Annotated in this window: 6 protein-coding genes; 2 read left to right on the forward strand and 4 right to left on the reverse strand. The window is 38.1% G+C overall.

The window, feature by feature from the left end:
• Nucleotides 1-275: 275 nt before the first annotated feature.
• Genes X953_RS16035 through X953_RS16050 form a run of 4 tightly spaced genes read right to left on the reverse strand, consistent with a single transcriptional unit; the run spans nucleotide 276 to nucleotide 5433 of the window.
• A complete protein-coding gene (locus X953_RS16035; protein WP_040956476.1) occupies nucleotides 276-1433 on the reverse strand; it encodes a mannitol-1-phosphate 5-dehydrogenase in 1158 nt (385 codons plus the stop codon).
• Complete coding sequence (locus tag X953_RS16040; protein WP_040956477.1) at nucleotides 1434-1871, reverse strand: PTS sugar transporter subunit IIA; 438 nt, start codon at nucleotides 1869-1871, stop codon at nucleotides 1434-1436.
• Nucleotides 1872-1889: 18 nt separating this feature from the next.
• A complete protein-coding gene (locus X953_RS16045; RefSeq protein WP_052350175.1) occupies nucleotides 1890-3986 on the reverse strand; it encodes a BglG family transcription antiterminator in 2097 nt (698 codons plus the stop codon).
• 25 nt (nucleotides 3987-4011) lie between these two features.
• On the reverse strand, nucleotides 4012-5433 hold the full coding sequence (locus tag X953_RS16050; protein WP_040956478.1) for a PTS mannitol transporter subunit IICB: 1422 nt from the start codon (nucleotides 5431-5433) through the stop codon (nucleotides 4012-4014).
• Nucleotides 5434-6023: 590 nt separating this feature from the next.
• Between X953_RS16050 and X953_RS16055 the strand changes: the two genes are divergently transcribed.
• Nucleotides 6024-6428 carry a secondary thiamine-phosphate synthase enzyme YjbQ gene (locus X953_RS16055; RefSeq protein WP_040956479.1) on the forward strand — a complete coding sequence of 135 codons (405 nt, stop codon included), beginning with the start codon at nucleotides 6024-6026 and terminating at the stop codon, nucleotides 6426-6428.
• A 329-nt stretch (nucleotides 6429-6757) separates the two neighbouring features.
• A complete protein-coding gene (locus tag X953_RS16060) occupies nucleotides 6758-9736 on the forward strand; it encodes an ATP-binding protein (RefSeq protein ID WP_198023285.1) in 2979 nt (992 codons plus the stop codon).
• Nucleotides 9737-9884 lie beyond the last annotated feature (148 nt).

The raw sequence follows: 9884 nt of genomic DNA on the forward strand, positions 1-9884 counted from the left end.
TTTCTAACTAATTAGATTCTCCAACTAAATTTATGCTGATCATCTCTTAATTTGTATAATATTATACCATTACCATTCAAGGCCCTCTATGGAGAAATCAAATTTGAATTTTTCTATAAAAGGTATTAATTAAAAAAACCAGACACTGTATCCCTCATATTAGGAAGCAGTCCCTGGCTTTAATATTATTATGCAGAATGATTTTTAACTATCTTACTATCATTTTAGATGGTACGCCAAATAATTTTCTCCGACATCCTTCCTTTTTTCACTCTCTAAACTAACTTTTTGAGTTTATTCCACTCTTTTATTACAAGCGGAATAAGTGGATGGCTCATCTCCAATTCAGATACAGCTTGTAATGTACCTCCATACCCTAACTCACCAATCATCGTTTGCAATTTAACAGCTTCTTCATCTTCATCATTAGTATAATTTAGCGCAGCAGCAATAACTGTTGCCAGGTATACTGGTTCTTGTTTTACTGTATCAATATACATAAGTGCTGGTCTTACAAGCCGATCCTGTGGACCCAGCTTTCGAATAGGCCCACGTCCTACCCGAGTTACCTCATCTGAGATATACGGATTTTTAAAACGATCAATGATTTTCTTTATATAACGGTTATGCTCCTCTTGATCAAAGAGATAGGTTTTCACTAATGCCTCACCTGATTCCTGCAAAGCATGATGAATTATTTCCTGTACTTTTTCATCTTTCATCGCATCACTAATTGTTGAATACCCTAGAAACTTGCCAACATAAGCAACTGCAGCATGACCAGTATTAACAGTAAACAGCTTTCTCTCAATAAATGGCTGTAGATCCTCTACATAGGTTATACCTTCAAACTCGGGAATTGCCCCTTTGATTGCTGGCTTTTCTACCACCCATTCAAAGTAAGGCTCTACAGAAACGGCTAAAATATCTTCGTTTTTTTGATTTGGAACAATACGGTCGACAGCAGCATTCGGGAAACCAATATTTTCTTCACAGAATTGCTTCTCTTCTTCTGTAAGATAGGTATACACATGTTCCTTGAGTAAACTACTGCCGCCTATCATATTTTCACAGGCGATAATGTTTAGTGGCGAACCATCTGTCTTCAAACGTTGCTGAATGCCTTTCGCTATCAATCCCGCGATTTTCGGGAGAATATTTGGTCCTATCGCTGTTGTTACAATATCAGCAGTGGCTATTGCTTCTACTACCTTTTCCGAATCGGTAACACTGTTTACACCTGATATATTCCTGACTGTTAACGTTTCTCCTGTTTCTGAAGCTAACGTTACGTAATAGGAGTCTCTCTGATTCAGTTCCTGGATCATCGTTTCATTCACATCCACAAACAAAGTGTGATAGCCCGATTGAGAAAGCAATGCACCTACAAATCCACGGCCAATATTACCTGCTCCAAAATGTACTGCTAGCATTTAATTCACCTCATCAAAAATACGAATTATTTCTTCCTTTGATGTACTTTTCACTAGACTTTCAATATTATCTTCTTCTGAAAGAACAATCGCAATTTTAGAAAGTACTTCCAGATGCTCGTCACCTTTACCTGCGATTCCGACAAGAATCTTAACAGTATTTCCATCACCAAAACTCACGCCTTCTGGAGTGATTACAACAGATATCCCTGTTTCAATGACTTCATCTTTAGAATCTTCCGTGCCATGTGGGATGGCTACAAAATTCCCCATAAACGTGGAAGTTACTTCCTCGCGCTCCAGCATTTTTTCTACATAATTTGGCTGTACATATCCATTTGCCACTAGAATTTCGCCTGTGTAACGGATCGCTTCCTCTTTATTCTTAAATTGCGCATTTAATTTGATATTTTCCATGCTTAAAATTTCTTTCGTCATTACGTGATGCACTCCTTTTTAAGCTTTTTGTTGAATAAAATTAAAAAACTGCTCCGATAAGTACTCTCTTATCTCTGTTTCCTTACCACTCTCAAAGAGACGAGTTATGCTATCACTCTGAATAAGAAGACTACTTAAAAAACTTAATACTTCTAAGCTTTCCTGTTCTATTTCCTTTGGGGCAAGCATGAGAAGGATGCGTGTAATAGATTGATCACTTCCATCCATTCCCTTTACTGTAACTGCTTCCTTTAGGGCGTATACTGTAAAGCTCGCTTTATCTATTGCATCGTCCCGGGTATGGTATAAGGCAAGAGATTTATCAGGAATACCAAGTCCACTAATCTGTTCCCTTTCAATTAACTTTTGAATAACCTTTTTTTCATCTGTGATGACTTTTTCATCTGCAAGCTGTTTACAAGCCTTCTCTAAAACATTCAATAATGATGCCTTTTCTGGAAGATGGGTTATTCGAAAAGCATCTAATAAACGGATAGTGATCCCCGAATACTTTTGCATGACAGTTAGCTTCTCGGTATAAGCATTTGATTGTTCTCCTTTTTCCTGTTGCGGCTTCTTTTTGTTTATCTTTTGAAGCTTTTGCTTTCGCACCCACCTTTTAATACGTTCCACTTCGTCCTGCTGTAGCATTGGTGATACTAAAATATAGTCGTTTTCATCCTCTTTTAATGGAATGGTCGAAACAACCAAATCATAACCAGCCTTTATATCCTCTACTTCAAACATGGAGCGATTGTCGACCTGTTTGATTTCGGGTATCTTTTGCATAAGCCGACTTGCCAAAATCTTTGCTGTTCCAATTCCACTTGAGCAAATAACCAGTGCACGCAGATCAACTTCCCATTCTCCGGAAAGCAATGCTGAGGCAAAATGAAGCACCAAATAGCCTATTTCATCGTCTGGAAAGTCTACTTCAGGGAAAAGCTCTGTAACAGCTTCCTTTATTAATTCAAATAGATCTTCATAATCTGTGACAATTTCCTCAAGCATTGGGTTTTTTATATTCATACCTTGCTTAATTCGATAAACTGCCGGCTTTAAATGGGTAACTAAATCATTTAACAGCGAGAAGTTTTCTGATAGACCCACATGGAGACGATGACTGACATACGAGATTAATTCTTTAGCGATATAAGCGGTATCCATACTTGAATCCTCTATCATATAATTTTGCTCTACACGAAGTTTAGCTCCCATCAGATGCATCGTAATATAGCCTATCTCATCATTTGGTATATATAGATGTAAGCTCTGCTCCAGCCTGCGAATTAATTGACTTGCTGTGGAGAACTCGTTTGTTGTACGAAGCTCTTCCAAGTATTTTGGATCAAACTTTATATGATCCCCTTTTTCTAAACGCTGTACTGCAAGAGCTAAATGAACAACGAGCGCAATATAGGCACTATCCGCCAAGTTGGGTAAAAGTTTACCAACAACTTGTTGAACCTCTTCTTCAATCCGTTCCAGCTTCTGCGGATTAACAAGACCAAGCAGCCGATTGGATATACTATTTTGTGGGGAGCTCGATTGTTTATTAAGCGTCTCTTTTGCCATTGTTATATATTCATATGGATCAAGGAAATCAGCTATAAAACTACTGATCGCTTTTCTTTTAGCAGCTTCCGTACCTTCCAGTTCTACTCCTAGCCCACGCTTCCGATAAACCCGCAATCCGTATTTATTCAAATGTTCCTCCATTTGATCAAGGTCATGGCTGATCGTCGCATTTGTTACGTTCAACTCGTTAGCAAAAGTAAATAATTTAACAGGTTCATCTGCTTCAAAAAGGATGAGGAATATAATCGCATGTCTTTCCTCTATGGTGTAATCGGTTTGCTCTAAGCTGGCAATGGTTGCTTGCAATCTGTGAATATTTTCTTCCTGCCCAGAAAGCTTTATACCTATTCCTTGCTTTCTGTTTAATTGCAAATTAAATTTAGCAACGGTTGTTTCGACCTGATTTAAGTCCCGATGTGCTGTACGATCACTGATATTCAGCAACTTTGCCAGCTCTTTCACCTTTACTTCGCCTCTTGCGTCCAATAAAATCGACAGCAATTTGCGTTCCCTAGATGCTATATACAGCTTACCCACCTCCCCTCTTAAACAAATTCAAACTTTATTTAAAACGGTTCACTAAGTCGTCATATGCAGGACTATTTAAGAAGTTCTCTACGGAAATATGTTCTGCTTCCGGCATTTTGTCTTTTGCTCTTGTAGTCAAATCCTTATGGGTGATGACAATATCGGCATCTTCAGGAATGTCATTTATCGCCTTGTTTGTTACGGCAATATCGATATCAGCTTTTTTAAATTTGTTCTTCAATAACGAAGCACCCATTGCACTAGAGCCCATACCGGCATCACAGGCAAAGATAATTTTATCGACATTATCATTTGATTTTTTAACAACCTGTTGTTCCTCTTGTTCCGTGTTAGCGAACGTTCCTGCTACGGAGCTCTTCTTCCCTTTCATTTCTTCCATTTTACCAGCTGCAGCAGTCAAATCCGCTTCTTCTGTTTTGCTTGTCTTTAAGATAATTGCAGCGATTAGGAATGAAACTGCTGTCGCGATGATCACACTTAATATAACTCCGACATAGCTCCCCTTCTCTGTCATTGCAAGGACGGCAATAATACTTCCTGGAGAGGCAGGTGCACGTAACCCAGCATCAAACAAAGTCAATGTGAAGACACCACTAATTCCCCCACCAATAGCTGCTAATACAAGTGCAGGCTTCATTAGCACATATGGGAAGTAAATTTCATGAATACCACCAACAAAGTGGATTAACGCTGCTCCTGGTGCAGAGCTCTTCGACATACCTTTCCCGAAAATAGTAAATGCTAATAAAATTCCTAATCCAGGTCCTGGGTTTGCTTCTAATAAGAACAGGATGGACTTTCCAGTTTCTGAAGCCTGTTCGATTCCAATTGGACTTAAAATACCGTGATTGATTGCATTATTTAAGAACAGAATTTTCGCTGGTTCAATAATGATGTTTGCCAGCGGAATTAATCCAGCACCAATAATTGCTTCTACTCCTGCTGCCAGAATTTGATTCAACGATTCTACGACTGGTCCAATTCCAAGCGAAGCTGCAATAGCTAAGAATGCCGCCAAAATCCCAGCTGAAAAGTTATTATATAGCATTTCAAAGCCTGAACGAATTTTATCAAGGAACAATTGGTCCACTTTTTTAATCAAATAACCACCAAGTGGCCCCATAACCATAGCACCTAAAAACATAGGTATCTCTGCGCCAACGATAACTCCCATCGTCGCAGTTGCACCTACAACTCCACCACGAATATCATATACAATTCGTCCACCAGTAAAACCAATTAACAAAGGTAACAAGTAAGTGATCATTGGGCCAACTAACTCAGCCAGCTGCTTATTTGGCAACCAGCCATCCGGGATAAATAAGGCAGTAATAATCCCCCACGCAATAAATGCACCGATATTCGGCATAATCATACCACTTAAATAACTACCAAAGCGTTGAACCTTGGCACGAACCCCATTATTCTCAGCCATAAAAACCCTCCTAATCATTAATAATTTGATTTATTATTGCTATAATTAAATTTTATACAGTTCATATGGCTATAACAATATAATCTAAACTCCATTTTGGCATATGTATTACTGCCATATTTTTATTTGTGATGGTGTTGGGTAAGCTGTTTTGTTGTGGGAGTGGCTCTCATATTGCACGGCGCTCTATCATACGGGGTGTTAGGTCTCTCATTTGGATGAAGCGTTCTCTCGTATGAGGGCACGCCTGTCTCATATGGGTGGCGGGCTCTCTCATATTCCGAGCGGCTCTCTCATTTGGGTTGCGGTGTCTCTCATATTCTGGCCGGCTCTCTCATTTGGGTGGCGGGGGCTCTCATATTCCGGGCGCCTCTCTCATTTGGGCGCCTGGGTCTCTCATATTCTGGGCGCCTCTCTCATTTGGGCGCCTGGGTTTCTCATATTCTGGGCGCCTCTCTCATTTGGATAGTGCGGGCTCTCATCCCGGAGATGTGACATCACTTTTCGCTTTCGCCAGTTTAATTATTTGTAGAATGGTTACATATATACTGGACATAACAATAAAATTATTAACTGAAAGGAAGTTATACATGAACAAAGAATTTCATATTCAAACACACTCGCATTCTGAGATGTTGGATATTACACATGAAATCGAGGGATGGGTAAAGGAACAAGGTATTCAGGAAGGCATTGCAATTGTTTCCTCTCTTCATACTACAGCTGGAATTACTGTAAATGAAAATGCGGATCCGGATGTAAAAACAGATATGCTGATGCGCCTTGATAAGACCTACCCATGGACACATCCACAAGACAAGCATGCAGAAGGAAATACGGCTGCACATCTTAAAACAAGCACAGTTGGTCATGCTCAGATGTTAATTATTTCAGAGGGAGAGCTGGTGCTTGGCACATGGCAAGGCGTGTACTTTTGTGAATTTGATGGACCTCGTCATCGTAAATACCATGTAAAAGTTATCGCTGACAAATAAAATTAAGCTGTGACTAAATATGTCATTTCCCGGGAAATAATTTGCAGGATAGTGTCTAAATTTCCCTGTGGTAATTTTATATAAGGCTAACCAATCACTCTGTCGCAATTAATCAAACGCTTGATTAATTGCTTTTTTTTGCTCTTCAAATAAAACCCTAACTGAGTTGTATAACGTTTCAGCAAACACTATAATAGATTAATAGATAAATTGGTAACTATTACTAGTTGAAACGAGTGAACCTGATGAAGTCCTTTTCGATAAAAAAACTTATTCTTCTACTAATCATGCTTATTTTCATATTAACTTGTTTTCGCATAATGTGGATAATGTATTATCAACCAAGTCATGAAGTACATGCTACTGATGGCTTGTTGGATTTATCAGAAATCAATCTGGTCCCTTCAGAAACAGTTTCTCTTGATGGAGAATGGGACTTTTATCCAAACCGCCTTCTTTCTCCTACTCTTATTTCAGACGATAATAATTTAAAACAAATATCCATGATGGTACCAGGCACATGGAATCTTAATTCCGAAAATAAAGATAACATTCATTATGGCACCTATCACTTAAAGATTATTTTACCTAAAGCACTGGAAGAGCAAGAATTATACGGACTTAGAATAAAAGATATTTCCTCTGCCTACCGTGTATATGCCCATGATGATTTAATTTTAGAAACCGGAATACCATCAAGAGAAGAAGCTAGCTATAAATCAAAGCCTGGCACCTATAAGGCTACTGTTTCGACATCTTCTAATGAGGTTGACTTACTTATTCAGGTCGCAAACTTTGAAAATTTCCAACCTGGAGGTATACCTTTTTCTATTGATTTTGGCCTGAATAAAACAATAATCAATCAAATTTATTTTTCAAGAATACTTCAAACCTCTATAGTTGTACTTTTGATCCTCCACAGTATATATGCATTATCTTTGTACCTTACTAGCAGACAAACCACCAAGAAAGAATTATTATACTTTGGCCTTCTTCTTGTTTTTGGTGCTTTGAGTATTTTAGTAGATGAAGATAAACTATTGATTCAACCTTTTACAATTGATAGCGCGTTGGCATATCAACTACTTTACTTCTCTTTTGCTGGCGTTCTGTTTTTCATGCTTCAATTTGTAAAACATGTATTTCATTTAAAGAGCGTTATGTTCCGAAGCCTTTTTATTTTATATCCTTTATCTGTTCTTGCTTTAATTATTCTTCCTGAAGGTGGCCTGCCTTATGTGGGTTACACTATTATGTTATTAAATGTAGTTTCTTACACGTATATAACTATTCTTGTGATTAAATTATTGAAAAAAGGAAACATAGATGCTTTTTATATTTTAATAGCAAATATAGTAAACTTCTTTAATGTGTTATGGGGTGTTGCTATTAATTTGAATTTATTTGATATTCCATATTATCCTGTTGATTTTCTAGTTGGAATTGTTGCCATTGGTGGTTTGTTATTAAGCAGATACAATCGAACTGTCCAATTAAATGAGCTACAGAAAGCGGAACTACTTCGAGCTGATAAGAAGAAGGATGAGTTCTTAGCACATACTTCGCATGAGTTACGAAATCCATTACATGGAATAATTACAATTGCCCAATCAATTCTACATAATAAGTCGGAGCAGTTATCTGAAGAAAATAAAAGTTATCTAAGTTTATTAGTACGTATTGGAAAACAAATGAAGTTTACATTGAATGATTTACTCGACATGTCTAAGCTGAAGGATAAACATATTGAACTAAATAAACAGCCAACAAATTTATCCTCCGTTTCGTCAGGTGTTATCGACATTGTTTCCTTTATGACGGATGGAAAAAAACTTGATATTATAAATAAAATAGAAAGTGACTTTCCACTTGTGCTGGCTGATAAAAATAGGATAACGCAAATTATTTTTAACTTACTTCATAATGCCGTTAAATATACGGAAGAAGGTAACATTACCATTACAGCTACCTCTACAAAAACGTGGGCAACTATTACTATCCGTGATACTGGCATTGGCATTAGCGATGAAGAGCAAGCAGCTATCTTCAACCCTTACTCACAAGGCAGTGATATACGAAATTACAAAGAAGAGGGAATTGGACTGGGTCTTTCCATAAGTAAACAACTGATTGAACTGCATGGAGGCAGTATTGGAGTTACATCTGTCTTAGAAAAAGGATCTTCTTTTACATTTACCCTTCCACTTGCAAAGAGTATGCCAATGAATGAGGATGAGAATGAAGAAGAAGTAGCTGCGGTAGTGGACTCGAATACATCCGTTTTACAAGCTCCACGTAAAAAGGAAACGACTACACATGCGACCTCCAATGTGCTAATTGTGGATGATGACCCTGTTAACCTGAAAATCTTACGTAAGTTGCTTGATGAAAATTACCACCTTGGTACTGCAAGGAATGGCGAAGAGGCTCTAGACCGTCTAACAGACAAACAATGGGATTTAATTATTTCAGATGTAATGATGCCAAATATGTCCGGATATCAGCTAACAAGAGAAATACGAAAACAGTATACAGTGTCAGAGTTACCTATCTTATTACTAACAGCGCGCAACCAGACAGAGGATATTCATACAGCATTTGATGCAGGTGCGAATGATTATATCGCCAAACCTGTAGATGGGGTCGAATTACTTTCTCGAGTGAAATCCTTAATTGATCTAAAAGTTTCTATTCATGAACATCTGCGCATGGAGGCGGCTTTATTACAAGCGCAGATCCGGCCACATTTTCTTTTTAATACATTAAACACGATTGCATCACTAAGTGAAGTGGATACAACTAGAATGACAAAACTATTAAACCAATTCGGTAATTATTTACGCAGGAGTTTTGATATTAAAAATGTTGACACACTTATTTCTCTGCAGGAAGAATTAGAAATAGTTAAATCATATGTATATATTGAAACAGAACGATTTGGTGAGCGCTTAGCTGTGGAATGGAATGTAGAGAACGTCGCAGACATACGTATACCTCCTTTAACAATACAGCCGCTTGTCGAAAATGCAATTCAACATGGCATCTTACCACGCCCTATTGGCGGATGCGTTTATATTACTGTAGCGGTTCATTCTAATCATGCCATTGTTTCTGTTGCTGATGATGGTGTAGGAATGGAACAAAAGGTTGTTGATCAACTTCTTCAAAAAAGTTCAAATCAGTCTAGGGGAATAGGGATGGCTAATACAAATCTTCGACTAAAGAAACTATTTGGAATAGGATTGCAAATTGAATCAAAGATAAATGAGGGCACACGCATTCAATTTACCATCCCATTGAATAAATAAAGGTGTTTATTGTGCAGCGAGTCAGTAAGCTTGATCTTCGACATTCGGAGGATTCCCGAGCTCTTCGGACGATTATTCCATCCTCCGGCGGGTTCCCTTGCTCTCCGGACGATTATTTCATCCTCCAGCGGATTCTTTTGCTCTCCGG

The organism is Virgibacillus sp. SK37, from assembly GCF_000725285.1.
GTDB lineage: Bacteria > Bacillota > Bacilli > Bacillales > Amphibacillaceae > Virgibacillus_Q.

Excerpts from the sequence above, each read along its gene's own strand:
- X953_RS16060 (WP_198023285.1), top strand. The coding sequence starts at position 6,758 with ATGTATTATCAACCAAGTCATGAAGTACATGCTACTGATGGCTTGTTG.
- X953_RS16050 (WP_040956478.1), bottom strand. The coding sequence starts at position 5,433 with ATGGCTGAGAATAATGGGGTTCGTGCCAAGGTTCAACGCTTTGGTAGT.
- X953_RS16055 (WP_040956479.1), top strand. The coding sequence starts at position 6,024 with ATGAACAAAGAATTTCATATTCAAACACACTCGCATTCTGAGATGTTG.
- X953_RS16040 (WP_040956477.1), bottom strand. The coding sequence starts at position 1,871 with ATGACGAAAGAAATTTTAAGCATGGAAAATATCAAATTAAATGCGCAA.
- X953_RS16035 (WP_040956476.1), bottom strand. The coding sequence starts at position 1,433 with ATGCTAGCAGTACATTTTGGAGCAGGTAATATTGGCCGTGGATTTGTA.